The organism is Olivibacter sitiensis DSM 17696, from assembly GCF_000427965.1.
Taxonomy (GTDB): domain Bacteria; phylum Bacteroidota; class Bacteroidia; order Sphingobacteriales; family Sphingobacteriaceae; genus Olivibacter; species Olivibacter sitiensis.
Map to the genome: position 1 here is coordinate 1 of NZ_ATZA01000006.1, position 26,292 is coordinate 26,292.

Here is a 26,292-nt window from a genome sequence, read left to right on the forward strand (position 1 = left end):
ATCTGCTTGTTGGACTTGCCGTTACGCCGATTGCCACTGGTGCGCTGGGCTTCGTCCATATGGCTCTCCATCTCAGCTTCTAACGCTGCTTCTAAAAACTTCTTCATTAAAGGAGCAAAAGCTCCGTTCTTGCCATAAAGTGATTCACCGCTGCGTAACTGTTCCAGCGCTTTGTCCTTCATGGATTCAAAATCAAAATCGTTTTCCTTAATACTCATAATTACTATGTCAAAAATAATACTTCTATTTATTATCCTTGACACAGTTTATTTTACAGTCTCGTGTTGGATTTTGTTTGATTTTTATTTGTGTTTAATTTACTTTTTTGTAACTTTCTAATTAAATTCGAAAGATAGATAAACCTTGGTGCTTGATATGGCTTGTAAGCTTAATGCGACGATAGGTTATTGTTTTTCTTTAGCCTAAATCAATGGTTTTGGTGTCTTTATATTGTTGTAAGTAGTTAACTTTTTTCTATGACTCCTTTGAATGATAAGCCAGAAAATGAATTATTGAAGGAAATGTGTTCAGGAAATCTGCATGCTTTTGATTTATTGTATAACAGATATAGTCTTCATATCTACAGAGTCTTGTTGAAAATGGTCAGAGATGAATCAATAGCTGATGAGCTCTTGCAAGATGTTTTTGTCAAGATTTGGGATAAGAGATCAAAAATAGATACAAATATGCCTTTGGGACCCTTTCTTTATAGAGTGACAGAACGATTGGTATGTGATTTCTATCGGAAATTAAGTAGAGAAAGTCGACTGAAGAAAGGGCTAGTTGAGACAATAACCTTATATGATCGGAACACGGAAGAAGATCTACAATATAAGGAAACCCTAGGTAACTTAAATCTCGCCATCGAGCAGTTACCCTTACAGCAAAGACTGGTATTCAAGCTATGCAAATTAGAAGGGAAAAGCTATCTAGAAGTAAGCGAAGAATTAGGGATTTCCATTTCCACGATAAATGGCCATATCGTAAAGTCTACAAAATCCATTAAGAATTTCCTGTTTGGTAAAAAGCAATATTAAGTTCTGCTTTTTATTTGTATCGAGATGGATGTTATGTCACTTCCAGACGTATAGTAATTAATTGTAGTAAGTTTTTTATTGACATTAAGTTGCATTTTCACTTTTGAAAAATAAAGATAATATAGAGCGGGTATTTCATAGGTATTTGGAAGGTAATTGTAATGAGGAAGAAGAGCATCTATTGTTTAATTACTTTCTTATAAGTGATGAAAAGGCTTTGAGAAATTTGATCGGTGATAAGTTGGGTGAAATGAACCTGGATGACGGTGACGCAACCTATTCTGAAAGAGTAAGGTTAAAACGCGTAAGTGCTAAAATCAAGGATCGTATCGGAAAAATGGATGAAGAGCTTAAAGCAGGGGAAAAATATTTACATAATCTTTGGAGATGGAATCTCGCTGCTGCTATAACTATCGTTTTCTGTTTTTCTGTTGTTTATTACGGTTATATTTATCATCAAGATGGTAGCCACTTGAGTTCGGTAAACCAACGTCCATCTATTACGTTTTCATCCCCAGAATTGATACAAAAAGGTGCTGTGCTACTTATCAACGGTGAGAGCTTGGAACTAGACAAAAATATTGGAGGAATTGAAGTGACGCCAAATGGCATTCAGGACGAATCCGGAAATAGCATCTTCCTAGGCGCTATGGATAAAGCAAATATAGAGCTAAAGGTGGCCAAGGGAGCACAATACCGAATTAAACTTTCAGACGGGACAAAAATCTGGATGAATTCTTTTTCTAGTTTATCTTTCCCTGGAGCCTTCAATACCGAAGAAAGATCGGTGAAATTAGAGGGAGAGGCATATTTTGAAGTTACTAAAAGAGGTGACCGCCCCAATGGTGAGAGAGTGCCCTTTGTCGTACAGTCATCAACTCAGCAGGTGACGGTGTTGGGTACCAAATTCGACGTGAAAGCATATAATGATGAATCGGCCATTAGAACAACCCTGGTAGAAGGAAGTGTGAAGGTGTTTTCGAAAATTTCTTCTGATTCTGTGCTATTGGTCCCTAATAAAGAGAGTTATGTGTATACAGATGGCAAGGTAAAGGTACGGTCTGCAGATCTGGTAGAAGCGCTTGCATGGAAACATCGTGAATTTAAATTCAATGGTGAAGATATTTATCACGTGATGAGAAAGGTGGCCAGACATTACGATATAGAGGTGATATATGCCGATAATGTATCCAAAGAAAAATTTGTAGGAGTACTTTCTCAGGAGGAAGAATTATCCGAGCTGTTGAATATGCTTTCGTCAATAGGCAATGTACAATTTAAGATAGATGGTAAAACAGTGTTCGTTTCGAGTAATAAGGTCGGTTGATTCGTTGGTGGAAAGGGAAAACTGAATATGAATGCTTAACATAGGGAGGTTTCAATATTTTATGTCCATGATGGACGTAAAGCGAAAGTTGCGGATGGGATTTTGTGAAAAACGTTTGATGTAAAAGTTGATTATTTTTTAAAAATATTAAAAATGAAAGTTTCCCGTAAGTTGTTCTTGTTGAGTATAGTATGCTGTATTGGCATTGCTGTAAATGCCCAATCATATGACATTGTAATAAAAGGTGGCCATGTCATAGATCCCAAGAACGCCATTGACGGTATAATGGACGTGGCCATAAAAGATGGAAGTATTTCTTTAGTTGATTCTAAAATAGACGCTTCTGGTGCGAATCAGGTAGTAGATGCAACGGGGCTTTATGTTGTTCCTGGATTAATAGATATACATACGCATCACTATTGGGGTACAAATCTAGATCAAGCGTACATGGACGGTCCCAATGCCTTTCCTCCCGATGGATTTACTTTCAGAAATGGGATAACAACGATCGTGGATGCAGGTAGTCCAGGCTGGGCTACTTTTGAAAAATATAAGAAGCAGACTATTGATTTATCAAAGACTCGTGTGTTGGCCTTTCTAAATATAGTAGGACAAGGCATGAGAGGGGGTGTTTATGAACAAAATACTTCTGATATGGATCCACGTATGGCGGCATTAATGGCAAAAAGATATAAGGATGATGTGGTTGGTTTCAAAGTAGCTCACTTTGAAGGCGCGGATTGGACTCCCGTGGATCATGCGGTAGAGGCAGGCGAGCTGGCGGGCGGTATCCCTGTTATGATAGATTTTGGTGGAAGTAATCCTCCATTGTCAATAAAGGAACTGTTTTTGACTCATCTAAGACCCGGAGATATTTTTACACATTGTTTTGCACAATTGAATTCTAGAGAATATCTGGTTGATTTGAAGAGCCAGAAAGTAAAGCCATTTGTTTACGAAGCTAGAGATAAAGGCATTGTTTTTGACGTTGGCTATGGAGGAATTAGCTTTGCTTATTCACAAGCTATACCAGCCATCAAGGAAGGGTTTTACCCAAATACATTAAGTACCGATATACATATCGGTAGTATGAATGCTGCAATGAAGGACCTACTTACCGTAATGGATAAATTTATTGCAATGGGTATGGATTTCAATTCTGTTATCAAAGCAGTAACCTGGGAGCCTGCGAAGGTAATAAAGAGAGAAGAATTGGGTCATCTATCTGTCGGGGCTCCGGCTGATGTTGCTATATTAGGAATTCGTAAAGGGAATTTTGGTTTCTTTGATTATACAGGGCATAGAGAGGCTGGAGATAAGCGATTGGAATGTGAAGTGACTATTAGGGACGGAAAAGTGGTGTATGACCTGAATGGAAAAACAACCCCTATTTATTATAGACCAAAATAAAAATGAGGAAATCAATTGTTGCAAAAAAAATAACACGAAGCCGCAGGTTCACCAGAAAGGCTGTAGGTTCTTTTCGAGTGCTTGTGTGCTGCTTTTTTTGCTGGCTAATGTCATTTCAGGGGACTTTGATTGGTCAGGTATTGCCAAAGGAAGAACTTGTCTTCTTAACAAGAGAGTGGGAGGGAGAGCGTTTTGAGGACGGGCGGCCCAAGATTTCAGATGAGCTTCTGGAGAGGGCTAAGCACATCGGCATAGATGACGCTTGGACTATCCTCCGGAATTTTGGATATAAGAATCAATTTGAGGGTGGATGGAGCAAAGTGCACGAGGATGTGGCTGTTGTGGGCAGAGCACTCACCGCTGCTTTTGTCCCAAATAGGCCAGACCTCGATACAGTAATCAGGGAAAAGGGCAAATCCCTTGGATTTACTGGGAGCACTAACTCTTGGCCAATAGAGCGGCTTTCAATGGGAGATGTATACGTCGCTGATGGTTTTGGCAAGATTGAAGGAGGTACCCTCATCGGTCAGACGCTTGGCAATTCAATCTTCCACAGGTCGGGTAATGGGGTGATATTTGATGGAGGTGCTCGGGATATAGATGGTTTGTCGGAAATTGAAGGATTCAATGCATATGTGCGGGGGTTCCATCCCTCCTTTTTGGAGGAATCACTGCTGTTGGGACTGAATGCGCCCATACGTATTGGTAGAGCTACTGTATTGCCCGGAGACCTGGTGCTTGCAAAGCGGGAAGGCGTATTGTTTATACCTTCGCACTTGGCCGAGAAGGTTATAGAAAGGGCGGAGTTCATATTGTTGCGTGATGCCTATGGTGACTATGCGATTAAGACAGGCAAGTTTACTACCGGAGAGATTGACAATCAGTGGAGCGAGGCCATAAAGGAAGATTTCTTAAATTGGTTACGCGAAAGTAGACCGGAAGTGAAGATGACTAAGGAAGGATTGAACAAACTAATGAAGGATAGAACCTGGTAATTAAACAAAAATGAAAATTGTATATCAGATTTTCATGGTGGTTGCCACTTTGATGTTGACGATTCTTTTGGTGAGCGGGATACGCGGAGATTTTGCCTCGGCAGGACCGTATCTGGTAGTGTTCTTTTTTGCAGTGGGAATAGCTATCAGAATTATTGACGGATTAAAGGGGTATACTTATACATTCTTAATCTTTGCCGCAGTTGCGTTAAGTATGTACTATCCAAGCTGTTTTGACAAAATAGGGGATTTTAAGCTTTCAGCATTAATTACACCATGTATTCAGCTAATCATGTTTGGTATGGGTACCTCTATGAGCACCAAAGATTTTGCTGGTGTTCTGAAAGAACCGAAAGGTGTTTTTATCGGTGTGGTTAGTCATTTTATGATCATGCCATTGATGGGGTTTTTGCTTGCCACTTCAAGCGGCCTCTCAGATGAGATTGCTGCAGGTATTATCCTGATTGGGTGTTCTCCAAACGGTATGGCATCAAACGTGATTTCTTATCTTGCTAAGGCAAACCTAGCACTTTCCATTACCATTACTGCAGTTTCCACTATGTTGGCGCCTCTGGTCACTCCATTGTTGATGAAACTATTGGCAGGGGCATTGGTACATATTGACACATTGGATATGATGTGGGATATCTTTAAAATGGTAATTATACCAATAGGAGCGGGTCTGTTATTTAATAAACTGCTAAAGGGACGGGCGACCTGGATCATCGAAAAGGTAATGCCCAAGATATCCATGTTTGGCATAATGCTTATTATTGTCATCATCACTTCTGCAGGTAGGGAAAGTTTGCTTAGTATAGGGGGCAAGCTGTTGTTAATAGTGTTGGCGCATAATCTTTTCGGTTATTTTTTCGGTTACTGGACTGGACGTCTTTTTCGGATGAATGAACGCGATTGTCGCACAATGGCAATTGAGGTAGGCATGCAAAATGGTGGACTTGCTTCTGGGATTGCGAAGGAGATGGGCAAGATGGCTACTGTTGGGTTGGCGCCTGCAATTTTTGGCCCTCTAATGAATATAACGGGTTCGATATTGGCCTCTTGGTGGCATAAAAAGCCTATAGAGGACGTCAGTGGGTACCACCATAATGAGAGAAGTAAATAATGTTGTATTAATATTTATTGATTAAAGTTTAAAATTATGAATGAAATGAACGTTAAAACCGAGCGCAGATCAGTAGTAAAAAGGATATTGACCTCACTTATGGGGGTGGCAGGTCTTGGTGCGCTTTCCAAAGTAGAAGCAAAAGATAGGGAAGTTTCTCAAGAGAAACAGGTGGGAAACGTAACTACCCTGCAAGATGTACCTCTTTTTTCGGGACATACCAAATTTGGTAACCTGGTTTTCGTAGCGGGTAAAGGAGCCCATTTCGATGGAGACATAACGGCACACACAAATCATGTGCTGGATGAGGTGAAAAAAGAACTGGAAAAGGCAGGTTCTTCTATGGAGCAGGTGCTTAAAGTCAATGTCTATCTAGCCGACCTGCATGACTACAAAGCCATGAACGAAGCTTATAAAGGAAAATTTGGTAATAAACCTCCCGTGCGTACTACTGTAGCTACATATGGTGGCGTACCAGGTGACTCTCTTGTAGAAATGGATTGCATCGCTTACGTAAAGTAAATACGATCAATGATAGACTGCCCACGATCTAAGGCCGTTATTAGATATACATTGTCTGATGTTTGTATCTCAATTTGTAACACCTTGGATTTTTGGGTAGTCAATCATCTTTTTTATAAGAATACGAAAGCCTATATTGATAATATTAGACCTATTGTAGTTTTATTGGCTTTTTTGAATCTACCTTTTGCAAATGCACAAGTACTAGATAAAAAACTGTTTGTCACGCCCCCCCTTTATCAAGTAAACAAAACTTCTGATACGCTAGTGATAGATGGACGAGCGGATGAGGAAGCCTGGTTATCAGCTCCTTTTATAGATTCTTTTGGAGATATAGTAGATCACAGCCGAGATGCGGGGCTTAAAACCAGGGTCAAAATGCTTTGGGACGAACGTTTCGTGTATGTTTATGCGGAGTTGAAGGAAAAGGATATATGGGCTACTTTTCGTCAGTTTGACTCTTCTATTTTTCATGAAAATGCTTTCGAGCTATTTATTGATGCCGACGGAGATGGACAGCAATATGTCGAACTACAGATAAATGCCTTGGGGACAATTTGGGACTTATTCATGACAAAGCCCTACAGAGATCGGGGTGTTAATGTAAGGGACTGGGATATAAAGGGATTGAAACAAGCTGTTAGTTTGTCTGGAACGTTAAATGACCCGTCAGATAGAGATACTTGTTGGAGCATAGAGCTTGCTATTCCAGTTAGTGCTGTTGTTTTTAATCAAAAATATGTGCTTGTAGAAGGGAGTATGTGGAGAATGAATTTTTCGCGTGTACAATGGGATATCGGAGTAGTGGAACAAGAGTACAAAAAAAACAGAGATTCTCTGGGAAATGTTATAGACGCTAAATATTCAGTATGGTCACCACAAGGAGTTGTGAACCTACACATGCCCGAAAGGTGGGGTTATGTGGTATTTGCTGACAAAAAAGTAGGAGGCAATGAGGGCTTACATTTCCAGGAAAGATACAAGCAGGTGGAGAGTAGGCTGTGGAAGATCTATTACTTGCAGAAGAAATACAAAGAAATAAATGGATGTTTTGCCAGTTCTATAGAGGAATTGCGGTACTTGTTCCCTAAAGATGTGCTGGTTAGGGAAGGCCCTGTTTCTCTGAAGGCAAACTGTTTCCAGTTTTGGGTACAGTATGTTAACGACTTGGGCAAGATAGAGATGGCTGTTGATCAAGACGGGAAAGTATATCATAATTTACCTATGGAGGTCAATAGTAAATGATAGAGGCAATTTCACGGGATTGGTGCTTCATGTTCCTTGATAATAATTATCTTCAATCTTGATAGGGGTATGAATGCAAGCAAAAGGATAGAAATCCCATTTGCAGAATTGTGGAAATAAATACTTAACTTTACTGTTACAATAAACGCTTTGCAATTGTAAACCATTATCAAACAATAGACTGAGGTATTAATTTTCACGACTATGACTGAAAATATACTTCTACAGAAGCTCAGCGAAGGAGATGAATCTGCTTTTTCAATGGTCTTTGATCTCCATTGGGAAAGTTTGTTTACGTACGTTGTTCGCGTGCTAAAGGATAAAGATGAGAGCGTAGACATTGTTCAGGATACGTTTGCTGCTTTGTGGCAGCAGCGAGATAGGCTTTCACATGTCAAGTCTTTAAAAGGCTATTTGTTCTCCATTGCCCATTATAAGGCATTGCGTTATATTAAGTGTAATATCCAACGTAATGATTATATTAAGTCCATGAGTGCCTTTTTACCAGATCATGAAAGCAATCTGGAAGCAAATCTGTATGCTCGTGAATTAACGCTATACATCGAAAAAGAGCTTTTAAACCTTCCCCCTAAAATGCGTGAAGTTTTTATGCTTAGCAGAATGGAGCATCTTTCTCATAAAGAAATTGCCGGCAAATTAGGCATATCGGAAAATACCGTAAAAAAACAGATCAACTATTCTATTCGATTTTTGCGTTTGAAGATTGATAATCAGTACCTTTCAAGTGTTCTTCTATTGTGTGAGCTTTTTGGTCGTTGATTTTATTTTTCTGTAAATGAGTTGTTTGTAATTAATTTTAACTTTTTTATACTACCAAGAGCTTTTTGTTTGCACTTACTCAATATAACCACCTTCAAAATGATCTTTATATGAAAAAAGAGAATAAGTTTTGAAGATATTGGATTAATGATCTGAAATGCAATAGACAAGCAGTTTGCCCTCATGGATAAGGAAAAAATAGATGTATTGCTCAAGAAATACCTTGATGGAGATTGTGTCGAAGAAGAAAAGCAATTGCTCGAGCTTTGGTTTGCCAGTCAGTCTGCAAAGGGCGATTGGCAGTGGGACAGTGAGGAAGAAAAGCAAACAACAGCAAATGAAATGCGTGCGTATCTCGATCGGTTCTATTCTAAAACTCCATCTAAACCTTCAACTTATCGTTCGCTTGTTAAGGCAATGGCTATTGCTGCATCGTTTTTGCTGTTGGCGAGTATCACATTTTGGTTATCATATGAAAGTGAACAAGCTGTTCCGGACGAATCACCAAAGCAAGCATTGGTTGATACTCTTTCTACAGATGGGGAGGTAGCTTTGTTGCTTGCAGACGGATCTACACTTTCTATAGGCCACATAGGTGCTGAAGATCCTTATAAGCTTGGTGAAAAAACGGTGCAAAGGGTAGCATCGGATGAATTAATTCTTGCCAACAACAGACAAGGAGGCGCTTCAAAGACCGCTAGACTGGCCAGTTTAATAGTGCCCAAAGGAAAAACCTTTAAGCTAACCCTGGAAGATGGGACAAAGATATGGGTAAATACGGCATCGACACTCTCATTTCCTTCTGAAAACAACGCGAATGAGCGAAAGGTTATCTTGGAAGACGGCGAGGCTTATTTTGAAGTGGCAAAAGATATAAATAGACCTTTTGTTGTAAAAGCTAGTGGAATGGACATCCTTGTTCTAGGAACCAGTTTCAATGTCAATGCATACAAAGAAGATGATAAAGTAGTAACAACCTTAGTAGAAGGCAGTGTAAAGCTCTCAAATGGCGTGGGAACGACAATGCTGAAGCCAAATCAACAAGCCGTCGGCCATAAAAAGAGCAATGAAATAATCAAAAAAGAGGTTGATATAGACAATATACTTGCTTGGCAAAAGGATTATTTTGTTTTTGATAATCAGGATATTAGGGCTATCATGAGAGATGTGTCTCGTTGGTATGACGTAGATGTCAGTTATGAGGGCGCGATATCAAAGAAAAAATTTGGCGGTACTTTCTCCAAGGCGAAAAGTATTGACGAATTATTAAGTTATCTTGAATCTATAAACGGTAATCTGCGTTTCAAACAAATAGGAAGGAGGGTCATAGTTATGTCGTAGTGGGGATCTAAAAATCGAACCTAAAAAAACCAGAAGTGTTTGCCCACCCCTGGTTTTGTTCGGCATAAGCGATGCCGAATTAGGTGAATTTAATTGCCGATAACAATTTTTTAATCAAACCTAATATGCAAATGTACGTAAATAATACTGCTTATTCAAGCGGCAGATCATGTCATGCACTTTTTAAATTATTTATCGCCATGAAACTCTGTTTTATGCTCATTATACTGGGATTTGTCCAGGTAAAGGCAGCAGTCTTCGGCCAAAGTGCAAGTTTAAACCTGAAAAATGCACCTATCACCAAGGTGTTTACAGAATTGAAGAGGCAAACGGAATATGATTTCCTCTATCTTCTGGAGGACCTCCAAGGTGTAAAGCCAGTAACCATTAGCCTGAAAGACGCGCCTATAGAAACTATTTTGGATGCATGTTTTGACGGTCAGCCCCTTTCCTATTCCATCCGGAACGCTACGATACTAGTGAGGCGCAAGGTGATACTGAATACTGAAAGAATGGCAAAATTGCAGGATAAAGTCATCAAAGGAATGGTTCTTACTGAATCTGGCGAACCTCTACCCNGTGTCAGCGTAATGGCTAAGGGAACGAGAATAGGAACCAGAACCAACAACGAAGGCAGCTTTAGCATAGCCGTTCCTCAAAATACGACCACTATACTGACTTTTTCAATGATTGGTTATGTTTTTCAGGAGATTTCGGTAGAGGATCAACTTACCCTTACAGTGACGATGAAGGAAGATGAGCAGGCATTAGGAGAAGTGGTGGTGACAGCATTTGGCGTCAGAAAAGAAAGAAAAGGATTGGTGTATTCGGCTCCAGAAGTTAAGGGAGAAGAATTTATACAAGCCCGCGATAATAATATTGCCAGTGCTTTGACAGGAAAGATAGCTGGTGTGGATGCAACCCAAATCAATGCCGGGCCAGGAAGTTCGAGCAGGGTCATCATTAGGGGAAACAACTCGCTGAGTGGTTCTAATCCTAATCAACAACCTTTATATGTAGTGAATGGTTTACCGATCAATAATTCAAATAGTGGTGCCAGCCAGAATACCACAGGTTTGAACGTAGATCGAGGCGATGGGATATCCATGATCAATCCGGATGACATTGAGACCATTTCTGTTTTAAAAGGAGGTGCTGCCGCCGCACTTTATGGAAGTCAGGCAGCAAATGGGGTTGTTTTGATTACTACCAAATCGGGCAAAGCGCAAGAGAACATAGGGATTGAGTTTAATTCGGTAGCCACTGTTGGTAGACCTACCGCCTATCCCAATTATCAATACGAATATGGACAGGGGCAAAATGGCACTTTCCCTACTACTGCTGCACAGGCCCAGGCCTCAGGTCGTTTGTCTTACGGAGCTAGGGTTGATCCTTCCATACAATATATGCAGGTTGATGGGCAACTGCATCCTTACGCGCCCGTAAATGTAAAAGACAACATAAATGAATTCTATAGGTCGAGTTCTGATTTTACAAACAATATTGCTTTTAATGCAGGATCTGAGAAACTTAATGGAAGGTTGTCATTATCTGATCTACGATCTAACAGTATGCAGCCCAATTCAACTTATGATAGGCAAACTGCAAATCTTTCTTTAATGACGAAGCTCGGAAAGAATGATCTTTTAGTGATCAAATCAGATGTACAATATAACATTGTTAATGGAAAGAACAGGCCCACTGTCGGTTATGCCGAAATGAATGCCGCATGGCCTGTTTATCTAATAGCCAATACGGTAGATATCAAAAATCTGGCGCCAGGGTATAATCCAGATACGGGAGTAGAATTGCCGTGGAATCCGGTGCCAGAAGCGCCAAACCCCTATTTTATTGTAAACAGGATGGGAAATGACGATCAAACCAAACGTTATATTGCCTCTACTAGTATCCAGCTGAATCTTTCTGATAATTTATTTCTTATGGGAAGGGCACAGCGTGACTATCAGTACTATGAGCGTTCTGATTTTGCGCCCATCGGAAAAAATTCGCAACCTTTTGGTGCGTTGAATACCAGTAATGGAAACGAGGAGATAACCAATATCCAAGGAACTGTTAATTATAACAATACATTTTCCCAAGATTGGGGTATCAGTGCCATGGCAGGTGTAAATCGGGAAAGAGCGTCTTTTGTAGTCAACAACCTGAATGGAATTAATTTTGTAGTTCCAGATTTCATTAGTTTGACCAACTTAAGCACCATTACAACGACAGCAACCAGTGATCCGCCTTATCACCGTGAAATCCGTACCGGAACCAACTCCGTGTTTGCATCTGCCGATTTTGATTATAAAAGGGCGATATTTCTTTCCTTTACAGGTAGAAATGATTGGTTTTCCACGCTAAATCCGGGAAGCAACTCTATATTTTATCCTTCCATAGGAACGGCAGTGGTGCTTTCTGATCTTATGAAAATGCCTGAGAAAATAGATTTTTTTAAGCTTCGCGGATCGTGGGCACAAGTGGGAAGCGCTACAGTCAATGCTGGCCAGGTCAACCAGATTTATACTATTTCCACGACTAATGCATATAACATTCCGTCCCAAATTGTTTCTGAAGCTTTGCCGTCACCTGATCTGAGGCCATTAACCGTAACCACTTCGGAAGGTGGGTTTGAAGCACAATTTTTTAAGAACCGACTTGGACTGGATTTTACCTATTATAGTAAAGTAACTTCGAATGATATCGTTAGTGTAAATATTTCTTCAGCTAGTGGTTTTACCGGTGGCAATGTGAATATCGGTAAAGTAACCAACAAGGGGATTGAAACCTTGATAACTGGTAATCCGATTCAGTCAAATGGATTTAGATGGGATGTTACTTTCAATTATGCCTATAATAAAAGTAGAATAGTTGAATTGGCACCAACAGTCGCCGAGATTTCCTTGGGTAGTGGGATTGGGGGCATTCGCGTTGTAAATAGGCCTGGCCTCCCTTATGGTACGTTAATGGTTATGCAGGCAATGACTACGGCCGATGGAACACCCGTGTATAACTCCACGAGCAATCTTCCTGTACAAGAAGAGGTAGCATACGGAGTGGGGGTACCTCCTCATACCATGGGCTTAGGCAACAACTTCCGCTATAAGGATCTATCATTGGATATATTGTTGGACGGGAAATTTGGTGCTGTAGGTTACAACAATCTAATGCAATATGCTACTCGCTTTGGATTGACGCCGATGACACTGGAAGGACGTGACACTGGATTGCAACTTGAAGGGGTTGATCAGAATGGGAATCCTTATAACTACTTGTGGACACCCGATAATATACAGTCCTATTACAATCAAATTGGAATTCAATCAACGGCACTCTTTACTTACAAAACAGACTTCGTGAAACTACGTCGGCTTGTATTAAGCTATCATATTCCTGTGCATAAACTCAATTTTATGAAAGTGCAAGCAGCCTCCCTGTCTTTAGTAGGGAATAATCTTTTAATTCTATATCGCGATAAACAGGTGAAAGAAGCGGGGCTAGACCCTGAGTTTCAGGAGTCGGTATCTAATGCTCAAGGAACCGGAGGAGTAAACATGCCACGGGCGAGAACCTTTGGTCTTAACTTAATGGTGAAATTTTAATTATTTATGTAGAAAGAGCTATGGAAAAGAGAATTTTAAAAATAATATATACGGTTGCTGCAATATTGGCACTATCGGCATGCAATACTGATGAGTTGACCGGATTGAATGAAGATCCAAACACGATTGACTATGTCATACCTGAATATCTTTTTACGCAGATAGAACTGGATATGCCTCGTCAGAATACCGGACTTCACCAAGGGATGCAATACACTGCTACTTATAAAGATGTACCAGACATAGGAGGGAAGCAGTATAATTATATTCTAGGATTCGGATTTGGTATTTATTCGACCCAATTTAATTCAATCAAGCAATGTATGGAAGCGCTTACCACCCCTGAGGACGGGAATAAAATAGCGCTCTTACGTATTGTTCGGGCCTACGGTTACCATATTCTTACCGACGCCACAGGAGATGTTCCTTATTTTGAAGCATCCGCAGCACTTGAAGGCATACTGGAGCCAAGATATGATACACAGGAGGAAATCTACAAAGATATGTTGAATGAGCTTGATGAGGCAGCTGCATCGCTTTCCGAATCTTTACCGACTTTTGGTGCAGCAGATGTGCTTTACAATGGAGATGTTGTAAGATGGAGAAAATTTGCTTATACGTTAATGCTGCGTTTGGCTATGCGTTTGTCCAATGCGGATGAGGAGACTGCAAGAACATATGCCCTTAAGGCAATAAGCGGTGGTGTCATGACGGAAATTGCAGACATTGCTTATTTAAGGTATAATGCCACTAGTCCAAATCCTAGGGCACCTCACAATGAATATCAGGCTACCCAAGACCCGGACAATGCACAGGGAGACAAATTGTCTACAACTTTGATCGACCAATTTGTGGCAACACGCGATCCACGTATCTACGTGCTCTCAGTGGTTTGGCGTCCACAGGGATCAACATACGTTCCAGACACTACATTGGCTGCTCAAAGGGGAATGGTGCCAGGATCCATATTGGGTTATCCAGCTGATTTCTCTACTTACTCTGAGTATTCGCCCATTTGGTGGGATAGGGAAACATCTCCTTTGGTGATTCTTGGCCCAGCGGAAGCACAATTGCTTATTGCAGAAGCTGTATTAAGAGGTTGGTATAATGGCGTAACTGAAAAAGAGGCTTATGACCTTGCCGTCACCAGGGCTATGCAACAATGGGCTTTGTGGCCTAATGTACCGGCTTTATCGCCAAATAACAGCACGATTCCGCAAGAACGTATTACTGCCTATCTTACCTCTGGATACCCTTATAATATAAGTGGTACTTTCGATGAGCGGCTTGAACAGATATCCATTCAAAAATGGTTGTGCTTATTGGGAGATGACTATGAAGTCTGGTCTAATTGGCGTCGTACCGGATATCCAGCATTTAATTACAAGAATTGGCAGGGTAACCAGCCTTATCCAGGTTCTGTTACCGGAGGTGAAATGTTTAGGAGACTCCCTTATCCTGATGAACGAGCTACTAATAATGAAAATCAACAAGAAGCTTTGGCAAGACAGGGATTTCCTTTGGACCCAAGTGTCAGGGCTCAAAGTGATGCTTTACTTGGTAGAGTGTGGTGGGATAAGGATAACTAGTCTTCATTGAGCCAGATTGAGTGAATAAGTGCACTATCTGTGCACTTATGAAGCTGTTCTTAGTTTATATTATTTATGTATAAGGATACATATGTGGTTTGTCGTAGATAATAACGTGACTTTTTTTGGTTATAGCATGAAACTTTACTTATATACGATAACATTATTCCATTATCTGTTAAATTTTGTCAATAAATTCCTTCTGAAGATAGATTGTTTTGTTTTAGAAAGCGTATTGTTTATGGAAATGATATTCCAAGGGGTGTTAGGCCGAAATGATACCATAAAAATTGAACAGAATAATAAATTACTATGTCGGAAGAAGTTAAAAATGTGTTTCGAAAACCTTTAATTGGCCTTTTTTGTCTCTTTATGATCAGTTTTTTTGCTTCTACTAGCTGTCAGAGCTCATCTAATTTGCCTTTGGGAGACAAAGACAATGGTGGTCTTTTTTTGCCAGATGGTTTTGAGGCCTTAGTTGTGATAGATAGCATCGGGGGTGGGGCGATGCTGGAGAATAGTTCTCCTCGTCCGCGTCCTCGGCGTGTTGTGGCACCCAATCAACCCCCTCGTATTCGGAGCAATCAGGGAAATTCAACCACGCCTCAAGGCAATTATTTTGGTACAAGGCACCTAGCCATTAACGACAATGGAGATATCTATGCCAAATTAAGGGTTAGCACGCCCGATGGCAAGGCAAATGTGGCCTTGCGTGATATAGATGGAGATGGTAAAATCGACAGTATCATATATTGGGGCGAATATGAGAGCGGGCAGTATGGGACAGACATGCGTATACACAATGGATACCTTTATTACAGTTCGGAATTACTTGTTTTACGGAGTAAGCTAATACCAGGTACATTGATCCCCGAAGATAAGATTGATACAATTGTGATAGACGATGGCCCCCCACATGAACACATTACAAAACCTTTGGCTTTTGATGGCAAAGGTAACATGTTTGTAGGTTGGGGTGCAGGGTCAAACGGTTGCCAGGTGTACAATAGGGTGGCAAATTCACCGGGTATGGGGAAAGCCGATGACCCCGACGATGGATGCCCACTCCTGGTCGATCATGGAGGCATCTGGATGTTTGATGAAAATAAACTGAATCAGCATCAAGAAGATGGTGTGAAATATGCCACTGGACTACGGAGTATTGTTGCATTGGCATGGGATAATGCATCGAATTCATTGTATACCGCGGTACATGGTAAGGATGATCTCGTGTTGCTTTGGCCAGATTATTACAACTATTGGCAAAGTGCAGTACTTCCATCCGAGGAGTTTTTCAAGGTTCCACAAGGGTTTGATGGTGGCTGGCCTTATTATTATTATGATCAATTAGAGGGAAAGAAGAAGCTGAATCCTGAATATGGAGGTGACGGTAAAAAAGAAGGCAATGGAGGTAAGCTTAGCCCTCCATTAGTAGGGTTTCCAGGTCATTTCGCTCCAAACGATTTATTATTCTATAAAGGCGATCAGTTTCCTGCACGTTACAAAGACGGAGCCTTCATTGCCTTCCATGGCTCTACCAATCGCCCCCCTTATCCTCAGGCAGGCTATATCATTGCCTTTGTTCCCATGAAAAACGGAGCAGTTACGGGGCCATGGGAAGTGTTTGCTGATGGTTTTGGCGTATTGGATACTATCCCCACTGCACCGGATGCCGGTTATCGACCGATAGGCCTTTCGGAGGGAGCTGATGGTTCTTTGTATGTGAGTGATAGCAAAAAGGGTAAAATATGGCGGATTATGTTTAAAGGAAATAAGGCTGGATTTGGTGATGCACAATTAGCTGCCATGGCAGAACGTAAACTTACTGCTCCAAATATCAAAACCCCAGATCCAGTAGGTGATGATCTCGATAGGATCATGGCAGCAAATGCTTCTGTTGTTTATAATACCTTTTGCAGATCATGTCACCAGTCTAATGGGCTGGGAGACGGAAGTCGTTTCCCTCCAATAGCAGGGTCAGAATGGGTCAGTGGTGACAAAAAGAAGCTGATCGAGCTTGTTTTAAATGGGCTTACAGGTCCTATTGAGGTGAAGGGAGTACCTTATAATGAAGCGATGCCGGCACATGGCAGTTTCTTGACTGATAAGCAGATTGCTGAAGTGTTAACCTATATAAGGGAGAATTTTGATAATAACGCTAGTGCCATCACTTTAGCAGAAGTTGCCGAAGTAAGACAGAAATCTTTGAGATGAAAGTGTTGAATGGTCCCATGGGCGGGTTTTGATGATATTTATCAAAAAGAACTTTATCAAAAGAATATTTTAAAGAAAATTATTATTGTTTAATATAAAACTAAAATCAAAAATGCGTAAAATCAAACATATCATTCTATCAATTCTCTTTCTGGTTATTTTGAAAAAATTTTCTTTGGCTCAAATTCCCACTACCTCAATCATTGAAAATCGCCTGAAAACGTTAGGGGTAATACTGCCTGAATCTACTCCTTCATCTGGAAACGTCATTGGCGCAGTAACCGTCGGGAATTTAGTTTTTCTTTCTGGACATGGTCCCGACAAGCCTGAAGGAGGGCAAGTAATTGGTAAAGTTGGCGACAACTTGACAATAGAAGAAGGTAGGGAGGCTGCCCGCTTAGCCGGTATAGCCCTACTAAAGACGCTAAAATCTGAAATTGGGAATTTAGATAGGGTAAAGCGCATTGTGAAAGTCTTAGGTATGGTAAACGCAACACCGGATCTGACTGAGCAACCAAAGGTAATCAATGGTTTTAGTGAGTTCATTGTTGAAGTTTTTGGCAAAGAAAAAGGGCCGCATGCGCGCTCTGCAGTAGGTTTAAATTCTTTGCCTTCGGGCATTGCAGTAGAGATTGAAATGATTGTGGAAATTGAATAAATCAAATAAAATGATGACAATATGAAAGTAAAATCTATTATAGCCCTATGTCTGTTTTTTTGTCTTGGTAACAGCGCATTTGCACAGGAAAGGTATAGCATCCTGATTAAAGGTGGGCATGTTATCGATCCCAAAAATCAAATTGATCAAGTGATGGATATTGCCATTGCAGAAGGAAAGATTGTAAAGGTTGATAAGCATATCGAAGGTGAGGCTGTACAGGTTGTAAATGCCGAAGGACTATATGTTACACCCGGGTTGATTGATATACACGGGCACCATTTTTTTGGTACAGAACCAAACAGCTATCTAAGGAATAGTTTTACAGCCCTGCCACCAGATGGCTTTACTTTTAGAACTGGCGTGACTACTGTTGTTGATGCGGGTAGTCCAGGTTGGAGGAGCTTTGAAACCTATAAAAACCAAACCATAGCACATTCTAAGACAAGAGTTCTAGTTTTTCTGAACATTATTGGAGAGGGTATGAGAGGGGGAGCATATGAACAAAATATGAATGATGCCGATCCCAAAATGGCCGCTCTGGTCGCAAGGCAAAACAAAGAATACATAGTAGGTTTCAAAGTAGCTCATTTTGAGGGTTATGACTGGACTGCTGTAGATCGAACGGTAGAAGCGGGTAACCTTGCTAATTTGCCCGTTATGGTAGATTTTGGTGGTGCCGAGCCCCCCTTACCTCTAAGTGAATTGCTGTTGAATCATTTACGCAAAGGGGATATTTTTACCCATTGTTACACCCAGCTTCCCGGTAGAGAGTTTATAGTCGATACACTGACCAAAAAGGTGAAGCCTTTTGCATGGGAAGCAAAGAAGCAAGGACGTTATTTTGATGTAGGATATGGTGGGGCGAGTTTCGCCTTTTCTCAGGCAATTCCTGCCATAAAAGAAGGGTTCTATCCAGATGGTATAAGTACCGATCTACATACAGGAAGTATGAACGCTGCCATGAAAGACATGCTTAATGTAATGTCCAAATTTTTGGTAATGGGCATGGACCTTTCTAAGGTAATAGCGGTCAGTACTTGGCAACCCGCACAGGTAATTAAAAGGGAGGAACTGGGGAATCTCAGTGTAGGAACAGAAGCCGATATAGCAATTCTAGCATTAAAAAAGGGGGATTTCGGCTTTTTTGACCGTGTAGGGTACAAAATAACTGGCAAAGAAAAGTTGGAGTGTGAAATGACTATCAGAGCAGGAGAGATTGTCTATGACCTAAACGGTATTGCCTATCCTATAGTTGTAACCAAATAATTGAATTGAGATTTTTTACCATTGTCATAAATTGTTTCACTGTTAAAGATATGTAAAATGAGAAGAAGAGAACTATTGAAATATTTATCGGTCGTGCCTGTTGGCGGAGCGATGAGCCAATATGTTGATTTTGGCAACGAAGACCATCGTGTTTTGTCAAAGGCGCCTCGCAATCTGTTTGAGGAGTTAGGTGTGCGGACCTTTATCAATGCCGCAGGAACTTATACTGCAATGACTGGTTCACTGATGCGTGAAGAGACGCTGGAAGCCATTAATTATAGCGCACAGGATTTTTGTATGTTGGACGACTTGCAGGATAAGGTGGGCGAACGGATCGCTAAAATGGTACATGCAGAGTCCGCCGTTATTACCTCGGGCTGTTTTTCTGCCTTGACATTAGGCCTTGCGGGTATATTGACAGGTAACGATCCGGATAAGGTATCTCTATTGCCACATATTGATGGTACCGATATCAAATCAGAGGTGATTTGCCAAAAAGGACATAATATCGGCTATGGGCGGGCGCTAAAAAACACGGGCTGTAAAATTGTTTTGGTAGAAACTGCGGAAGAAGCAAAGAATGCTATCAATGAGCGGACAGCGATGATGTTTTTTGTACACATCATGTCAGACCAAGGTCAGATACAACATCAAGAATGGTTAGATATAGCAAAAAAGTACGATATCCCGACAATGATTGATATGGCTGCCGACGTTCCGCCTGTCTCCAATCTTTGGAGATTCAACGACATGGGTTTTGACTTGGTATGCGTCTCTGGAGGGAAAGCAATGAGAGGCCCTCAAAGTGCGGGCATACTTATGGGAAAGAAAGCCCTCATCGATGCAACGCGTTTAAACATGTTTCCCAGGGGAGATACCATAGGAAGAGGAATGAAGGTAAACAAGGAAGAAATATTGGGGATGTATGTTGCGTTGGAGAAGTTCATGAATTTGGACCACGAGAAAGAATGGAAAGCCCAAGAAGCAAGTGTAAACCATATTATCAAAGCAGTAAAATCGGTATCGGATAATATTTTTACAGAAATTGTCGTGCCTCCTTTGGGCAATGTAACACCTACTTTGCACATGAACTGGGATGCAGATAAAATCAAAATCAACGGCAAAGAATTGCAACGACGACTTCGGGAAGGAAATCCTTCTATAGAAATAGCGAGTAGTGAAGATAATAAACTGGTGCTTACCGTATGGATGCTAAAGCCCGGCCAAGAGAAGATAGTTGCTGTCCGATTAAAAGAGGAAATGCTAAAAATGGTTTAAGATATATGAGCTCATAAGCCCGCTTCTGTGAGTCAAACTAACTCCGTGTATGTTTTTTTGAGTAGCCTTTCTAGGCTACTCATTATTCCATTTAATGTTATGCAAGCGCCGTAACACGGCATATTGAAACCATACCGTGCCCTACTTGTTGTAATTTGAACTTTGTAACACTTAAAGCATTACACAATGGATTCACGTCGCGATTTCTTGCAAAAGGTTGCCTTGACGGCTATTAGTATTCCCTTTTTTTCGTTCAGTAGGCTGTCTGCAGAACAACAAATCAGCCAGGCTCGCTACGACGGCCCAGTGCTTCGCGTGGCCATCATGGGCTTGGGCGGCTATGGCACTCGCGTAGCAGAAGCTATGCAGTCTTGCCAGCGGGCCAAACTGGTTGGCGTCATTAGTGGTACACCGGCCAAGATAAAGGCTTGGCAATCAAAATATGGCATTCCGGCCGAGAATTGTTACAACTATGAGAATTTTGACAGTATCAAGGACAATCCCAATATCGATGCTGTATACGTGATTACCCCCAATGCCTTGCACCATGGACAGTCGCTCAGAGTGGCCGCTGCTGGTAAGCATGTGATATGTGAAAAGCCCATGGCCTTGAATGCGCGTGAGGGGCAGGAAATGATAGATGCCTGTAAAATGGCGGACGTAAAATTGCTGGTAGGGTATCGTCTGCATTTTGAACCGAAAACCTTGGAGATCATCCGGATGCGAAATGACGGTGAACTAGGGAACATCAGATTTTTTCAAGGTCTGTCTGGCTTTAGGGCGGGCGATCCCAATCAGTGGCGATTAGACAAGAAACTTGCAGGTGGCGGGGCGTTGATGGATATTGGCATATATGCCGTGAATGGTGCTCGCTATATGGTAGGAGAGGAGCCTATTTGGATCACGGCACAAGAAACCAAGACTGATACGGTTAAATTCAAGGAAGGGGTGGATGAGACGATACAGTTTCAATTGGGCTTTCCAAGCGGTGCGGTAGCATCCTGTCTGTCAACCTATAATATGGACAACCTAGATCGCTTTTTTCTCAACGGAGAAAAGGGATTTGCAGAGCTGCAGCCGTCAACTGGTTATGGACCTCTGAAAGGAAGAACGCATAAGGGAGAGCTGACACAACCGCATTACACCCATCAAACCGTTCAGATGGATGCGATGGCTGGCATCATTTTGAATGGTGATAAGCCAGTGGTGCCTGTTGACGGTGAAGAAGGGCTGAAAGATTTGAAAATCATAGATGCTATATATAGGTCTTGTAAAACGGGCGAAAGGCAAGTATTGGAGCTGTAAAATAGTGAGTCGTTTGAGAAGACAATTGATGGTTTTCTCATAAACTAACCCTGGCATTTGATAAACCGATTGCAAAATTTAATCTGTAATTCTGTAACTTGCATGAAGATAAGTTGTCTAAAATATGCGAAAGACGATGGAAGCTCGATAATTATCAAATCCAAAATGAAGAAAAATCTATTTTTATGTTCCCTAGCGCTGTTGTTGTGCCTGGGGTTGCAAGCACAAGAGAAGGAAACGGCGAAAAATGCTGCTGATACAACTAAGAAAGCAGCCGCTGATACGACAAAAAAGGATCCACCGACGCCACCAAAACCTACTATAGCCGACAAAACAAAATCAAGTGAAAAGATTGAGGGGCTCTTTACCGTGTATAGAGATACAGTGACAGGAAACCTGCAGTTGTATGTTGCTAAAGATCAGCTAGGTAAGGGTTATATTTATCAAAGTTTTTCCATGGGCGGCCCCACCAGTTTGTTCCTCAATCAAAATATGATCAGAACAACGTGGCTTTTTGATATTCAAAAAAGTGATGACAAGGTGGAGTTTTTGCAAAAGAATACGAATTTCTATTATGACAAGGACAATGCGGTTAGCAAAGCCGCCAACGTGGATGTGGCAGATGCCGTGTTCTACTCTGAAAAAATTAGTGCCGAGGACAAGGATGGCTATTTGATTTCCGTGGACGGACTTTTCCTTGGAGATAAACTAGATCCCGTGAAGCCCGTGTTTCCTCCGGGCATCCCTCCAGGACTGGTGTTCAATTTGGGAAATCTCAATACTGCCAAGTCTAAGTACGAGAAAGTTCGTTCGTTCAAGAAAAATACAGATGTGGTGGTCAACTTAGCCTACGACAATCCAGCTCCGTTGAACGGTGGAGGAAAAGACATTACAGATGCACGCTACGTACGCGTGAAGATGCAGCATTCATTCCTGGAAGTGCCCGATAACGACTTTCGTCCCAGGAGGGATGATCCACGTGTAGGCTATTTTGGTGCACAAGTAGACAATCTCACATCCATTTCGCCTACCCCCTATAAGGATTTCATCAGTCGCTGGTACTTAAAGAAAAAGGACCCTACGGCAAAATTGAGTGAACCCGTAGAACCTATCGTATTTTGGATAGAAAATACTACTCCCGTAGAATACCGGGCCATTATCAAGGAAGCTGGCGAAAAATGGAACGAGGCCTTTGAGGCAGCTGGTTTCAAAAACGCCGTTGTGATGAAGCAAATGCCCGATACGGCCACGTGGGACCCGGCAGATATTTCTTATAACGTCATCCGATGGGTGTCTTCGGCCAATCCGTCATATGGTGCCATTGGGCCAAGCTTCTATAATCCGCTCACAGGACAGATATTGGGTGCCGATATAACCGTGGAGTGGAAATCGGGCGCAGGAACTCCCGTGATGGACGATCTCTTCAACGGTGGAAATGCTGCCATGTCCCTCCCTTGGGAAAATCCCGTTGAAGCTTCCAAGTCCATGCACGGAAACGGAATGCAGCACAACCATATGGCCTACTGTGATTTAGCACAAGGATTAAGTATGCAGTTTCAATCGGGACTGACTGCTATTGAAGCCTTGGACGCCGATTTGTCCGAAGAGCGTAGGGCAGAGCAGGTAAGGGAGATGCACAAGCAGTTTTTGTACTACCTCATCATGCACGAAATGGGACATACTTTGGGGCTCAATCACAACATGAAGGCTACTCAGATGCTCAGCCCAAAGCAAATGAACGATGTGGCACTTACGCGTAAAATCGGCTTGCAGGGATCGGTGATGGATTACCCTCTGGTCAACGTAAGCCGCGATCGTAAAAAACAGGGCGACTATTATACGACGAAGGCAGGCCCTTACGATCTTTGGGCCATTGAATATGGCTATGCCCCATTTAGCGAGGCAGAGGAAGAGGCCCAGCTGAACAAGATATTAAGTCGCAGTACCGATCCGCAATTGGCTTTTGGCAACGATGCGGACGATATGCGTAGCCCTGGCAACGGCATAGACCCGAGAGTAAACATCTACGACCAGACCAATGACATGATGGCCTATGGTGAGGAACGGTTCCTATTGGTCAATGACATGTTGCCCAAGCTGAAAGAGCGTTTCAGCAAGCCCAATCAAAGCTATCAGGAACTTCGGCAGCGATATTTGCAGCTCAACGGACAACGGGCAAGCGTAGCTGCGGCGCTCAGCAGGTATATCGGTGGTGTATACGTGGATAGAAGTTTCGTGGGACAGAAGACCAGCGCCGCCCCTTTTACCCCCGTGCCCGTGGCTGAACAAAAAAAGGCATTAGAGCTACTCAATCAGTATGTGTTTGCGCCGGATGCTTTTGACGCCGATGCGCCACTCTTCCCATACTTGCAGATACAACGTCGTGGATTCGGCTTCTTTGGCAATACGGAAGATTACAAGCCGCAAAGCAGCTTTATATCCTTGCAGTTGAGCGTATTGGCGCATATACTTCATCCTACTACCCTGACCAGAATAAATAATAGCGGTCTATATGGCAATACCTACTCGGTAGCCGAGGTGATGAAAGATTTGACAGATGATATCTTCGATGCCGATTTGAAGTCAGATGTCAGCCTGATACGCCAAAACTTACAGACAGAGTTTGTGAAGGCTGCCAGTGGCATCGTGGCTGCGCCGGCAGGTTATGACAACGCCAGCAAGGCAGCTGCACTTGCTACCTTGGTCAAGGTAAAGAATAAGCTGTCTGGATCGCTTTCTGGCTATGATGAGCAAACAAACGCCCATAGGGCCAATCTGGTTTTCTTGATAGATAAAGCGACTTCCGTGAATATCAAATAGCTATTAATATAACAAGAAAAAGGGGGCATTCCTCTTTTTCTTAACCTTTCAACCCATTCTTTTTCATCTCTTTCACCGCATAATCTACCGCCCTTGCTGCCAGTGCCATGTAGGTGAGCGTAGGGTTTTGCGTGCCCGTGGAAGTCATGCAAGCACCGTCGGTTATAAAAACATTCTTACAGAGGTGCAGTTGGTTCCATTTGTTAAGTAGGGAAGTTTTCGGGTCGTGCCCCATACGCACGCCCCCCATCTCGTGGATGTCGTTCCCTGGTCTACGGTTGTCGTCATGTGTTTTAATATTCGTGAATCCGGCATTTTGAAACATTTCGCTCATCTGTTCATAATAATCCTGCCTTAGTTTCCTGTCGTTCTCATCATAATCTATCGAGATACGGAGTAAAGGAACCCCCCAATCGTCTTTCTGTTGAGTGTCTAATCTAATATGGTTGCTTTCTTTAGGGATGGTTTCTCCCATCATGTGCGAGTTTACCCGCCAAGGGCCCAGTTGGGGATTCAATAGGTTTTCGATCAATGCCTCGCCCGTAGCAGAAGTGTCCCGTACTTCGGCACGGGACGCACCAAATCCGGCGGCGTAGCCCCTTAGAAAATCTGTTTCCTGTTTGTAAACATTCCTAAATCGGGGAATATAGCCACCTCCGGCCGGGTTTCTCCCATCCGTTTTGTACTGCAATAAACCGTCATATTCAGCAGTGATCACAGCCGTATAATTATGGAAAGCAATATACTTGCCCAATAACCCATTGTCATTGCCCAATCCTTGGGGGAATCGCGATGAAATGGAATTGAGTAAGATCAGGTTGGTATTCAATGCGGAGGCATTGATAAAAATAACAGGGGCAAAAAAATCGATCTCTTCTTTGCTATTGGTATCAATGACTTTCACTCCGGTGGCACGTCCCTTGGCCTCATCATAAAGGATGGAATGGACCACCGAAAATGGACGTAAGGTCATGTTGCCCGTTTTTTGTGCCCAAGGCAATGTGGATGAGTTACTGCTGAAATAACCCCCAAAAGGACAACCGCGTTGACAGAGTATCCGGTTCTGGCATTGTACCCTACCCTGGTCTATATGGGTTTGATTGGGTTTGGAGAGATGGGCACATCGCGCACTGATGATATGCCTACCTTGGTATTTTTCTTTTACGGTTTTCCTGAAATGGTCTTCAACGGCATTGAGTGGAAAAGCAGGCAAGAAATCGCCATCGGGCAATTCTGCTAAGCCGTCTCTGTTTCCCGAAATTCCTGCAAAGCGCTCCACATGGCTATACCAAGGGGCAATATCGGCATAACGGATGGGCCAATCTACCGCAAAGCCATCGCGTGCAGGGCCTTCGAAGTCAAAATCACTCCAGCGTTGCGTTTGTCTGGCCCACATAAGGGATTTTCCCCCTACCTGATAGCCCCTGATCCAATCAAAGGGCTTCTCCTGTACATAAGGATGTTCTTTGTCCTTGACGAAGAAATGCTTGGCATCCTCCCGATAGGCATAACAACTAGCAGCAATGGGGTTTTCTTCTTGTTCTTTGAAGGTGAGTTGGTTGCGATGCTCAAACTCGTAAGGGTACATATTGGTGGTGGGGTAGTCTTTCACGTGCTCCACTGGTCGGCCACGTTCCAGCACCAAGGTTTTCAGCCCTTTTTCGGCTAGTTCTTTGGCCGCCCATCCGCCACTGGCACCCGAACCGATGACAATGGCATCGAATGTTCTGGCCTTTTCGCTATCTATATTGATGTTAGACATTTGTATCGTTGTTTG

At 42.2% G+C, this 26,292-nt stretch carries 18 protein-coding genes and 1 pseudogene; 17 read left to right on the forward strand and 2 right to left on the reverse strand.

Annotated elements, in window-relative coordinates:
• Window positions 1-218: pseudogene (locus A37S_RS0104780) on the reverse strand (IS256 family transposase); the annotation flags it as partial.
• 303 nt (window positions 219-521) lie between these two features.
• On the opposite strand from A37S_RS0104780, the gene A37S_RS23630 reads away from it, so the two are divergent.
• The 17 genes from A37S_RS23630 to A37S_RS0104875 all read left to right on the forward strand — a co-directional run bounded on the left by A37S_RS23630 (window position 522) and on the right by A37S_RS0104875 (window position 24,515).
• Window positions 522-1,037 (forward strand): RNA polymerase sigma factor, encoded by a 516-nt coding sequence (locus A37S_RS23630; RefSeq protein ID WP_281169855.1) that lies wholly within the window; start codon window positions 522-524, stop codon window positions 1,035-1,037.
• 103 nt (window positions 1,038-1,140) lie between these two features.
• The gene (locus A37S_RS26110) at window positions 1,141-2,364 is read left to right on the forward strand and encodes a FecR family protein (protein WP_051292727.1); all 1,224 of its coding nucleotides are present in this window, start codon (window positions 1,141-1,143) and stop codon (window positions 2,362-2,364) included.
• Between the two features lie 153 nt (window positions 2,365-2,517).
• Complete coding sequence (locus tag A37S_RS0104795) at window positions 2,518-3,774, forward strand: amidohydrolase/deacetylase family metallohydrolase (RefSeq protein ID WP_028295994.1); 1,257 nt, start codon at window positions 2,518-2,520, stop codon at window positions 3,772-3,774.
• Between the two features lie 107 nt (window positions 3,775-3,881).
• Window positions 3,882-4,769 carry an RraA family protein gene (locus A37S_RS0104800; RefSeq protein ID WP_051292728.1) on the forward strand — a complete coding sequence of 296 codons (888 nt, stop codon included), beginning with the start codon at window positions 3,882-3,884 and terminating at the stop codon, window positions 4,767-4,769.
• A gap of 10 nt (window positions 4,770-4,779) precedes the next feature.
• Window positions 4,780-5,892: a bile acid:sodium symporter family protein gene (locus tag A37S_RS23640; protein ID WP_051292729.1), complete on the forward strand. Its 1,113-nt coding sequence runs from the start codon at window positions 4,780-4,782 to the stop codon at window positions 5,890-5,892.
• 36 nt (window positions 5,893-5,928) lie between these two features.
• Window positions 5,929-6,414, forward strand: a complete 486-nt coding sequence (locus A37S_RS0104810) for a RidA family protein (RefSeq protein WP_245586311.1) — start codon at window positions 5,929-5,931, stop codon at window positions 6,412-6,414.
• A 174-nt stretch (window positions 6,415-6,588) separates the two neighbouring features.
• Entirely contained in the window at window positions 6,589-7,659 is a 1,071-nt protein-coding gene (locus tag A37S_RS23645) for a carbohydrate-binding family 9-like protein (protein WP_036601366.1), read from the forward strand.
• Window positions 7,660-7,863: 204 nt separating this feature from the next.
• Complete coding sequence (locus A37S_RS0104820) at window positions 7,864-8,439, forward strand: RNA polymerase sigma factor (protein ID WP_036601327.1); 576 nt, start codon at window positions 7,864-7,866, stop codon at window positions 8,437-8,439.
• A gap of 183 nt (window positions 8,440-8,622) precedes the next feature.
• Window positions 8,623-9,780, forward strand: coding sequence for a FecR family protein (locus A37S_RS26115; RefSeq protein ID WP_051292731.1), 1,158 nt, complete (start codon window positions 8,623-8,625; stop codon window positions 9,778-9,780).
• Window positions 9,781-9,995: 215 nt separating this feature from the next.
• On the forward strand, window positions 9,996-13,382 hold the full coding sequence (locus A37S_RS23655; protein WP_051292732.1) for a SusC/RagA family TonB-linked outer membrane protein: 3,387 nt from the start codon (window positions 9,996-9,998) through the stop codon (window positions 13,380-13,382).
• Between the two features lie 65 nt (window positions 13,383-13,447).
• The gene (locus A37S_RS0104840) at window positions 13,448-14,971 is read left to right on the forward strand and encodes a SusD/RagB family nutrient-binding outer membrane lipoprotein (RefSeq protein WP_169719439.1); all 1,524 of its coding nucleotides are present in this window, start codon (window positions 13,448-13,450) and stop codon (window positions 14,969-14,971) included.
• Window positions 14,972-15,343: 372 nt separating this feature from the next.
• Window positions 15,344-17,185 carry a PQQ-dependent sugar dehydrogenase gene (locus tag A37S_RS0104850; protein WP_211229723.1) on the forward strand — a complete coding sequence of 614 codons (1,842 nt, stop codon included), beginning with the start codon at window positions 15,344-15,346 and terminating at the stop codon, window positions 17,183-17,185.
• A gap of 112 nt (window positions 17,186-17,297) precedes the next feature.
• Entirely contained in the window at window positions 17,298-17,843 is a 546-nt protein-coding gene (locus A37S_RS0104855; protein ID WP_036601331.1) for a RidA family protein, read from the forward strand.
• 21 nt (window positions 17,844-17,864) lie between these two features.
• Entirely contained in the window at window positions 17,865-19,112 is a 1,248-nt protein-coding gene (locus tag A37S_RS0104860) for an amidohydrolase/deacetylase family metallohydrolase (protein ID WP_028296003.1), read from the forward strand.
• 57 nt (window positions 19,113-19,169) lie between these two features.
• The gene (locus A37S_RS0104865; protein WP_028296004.1) at window positions 19,170-20,390 is read left to right on the forward strand and encodes an aminotransferase class V-fold PLP-dependent enzyme; all 1,221 of its coding nucleotides are present in this window, start codon (window positions 19,170-19,172) and stop codon (window positions 20,388-20,390) included.
• A gap of 186 nt (window positions 20,391-20,576) precedes the next feature.
• On the forward strand, window positions 20,577-21,695 hold the full coding sequence (locus tag A37S_RS0104870; protein ID WP_028296005.1) for a Gfo/Idh/MocA family protein: 1,119 nt from the start codon (window positions 20,577-20,579) through the stop codon (window positions 21,693-21,695).
• A gap of 165 nt (window positions 21,696-21,860) precedes the next feature.
• Entirely contained in the window at window positions 21,861-24,515 is a 2,655-nt protein-coding gene (locus A37S_RS0104875; RefSeq protein ID WP_036601375.1) for a zinc-dependent metalloprotease, read from the forward strand.
• A gap of 40 nt (window positions 24,516-24,555) precedes the next feature.
• Here the strand turns inward: A37S_RS0104875 and A37S_RS0104880 are convergent, their stop codons facing one another.
• A complete protein-coding gene (locus A37S_RS0104880; protein ID WP_028296007.1) occupies window positions 24,556-26,277 on the reverse strand; it encodes a GMC oxidoreductase in 1,722 nt (573 codons plus the stop codon).
• Window positions 26,278-26,292 lie beyond the last annotated feature (15 nt).